The organism is Bacillus sp. LR--39, assembly GCF_053613335.1.
Genome location: NZ_JBSIOT010001541.1, coordinates 1 through 527 on the forward strand (window position 1 = coordinate 1; position 527 = coordinate 527).

The 527-nt window shown below is 49.0% G+C and carries 1 protein-coding gene; it reads left to right on the forward strand.

What is annotated here, in order from left to right; translation table 11 throughout:
• The coding region (locus ACWHAR_RS31670; RefSeq protein ID WP_452089002.1) for an LrgB family protein at window positions 1-409 on the forward strand (409 nt) is incomplete at its 5' end.
• Between the last annotated feature and the right edge of the window lie 118 nt (window positions 410-527).

Consider the following 527-nt stretch of genomic DNA (forward strand, 5'->3'; position numbering starts at 1 on the left):
TGCCATTATTGCAGGCTCCGTCTGCTCGGTTGCCGTCGTCTATCTGATCGCAAACGCGCTCCATCTTGACGGAGCCGTCATGAAAAGCATGCTGCCCCAGGCCGCCACAACGGCGATTGCTCTTCCTTTATCAAAAGGGATCGGCGGGATTCAAGATATTACGGCCTTCGCCGTCATCTTTAACGCAGTGATCGTCTATGCGCTCGGCGCGCTTTTTTTGAAAATCTTCAAAGTGCAGCATCCGATCGCCAAAGGGTTGGCGCTCGGAACATCAGGACATGCCCTCGGCGTCGCCGTCGGAATTGAGATGGGGGAAGTCGAAGCGGCAATGGCGAGTATTGCAGTTGTCGTCGTCGGCGTCGTGACCGTGTTTGTCGTTCCGTTATGTGTTCAAATGATCGGCGGATAGAGCGGCTGAAAGAAAAATAAAAAAATAGCATTGCTATTTGAAATGTGTCCTGATATAATAGCAAATGTTGTGATAAATTTTATATCTTGACTTGCAGGATTTGTTTATGTAAGATGGA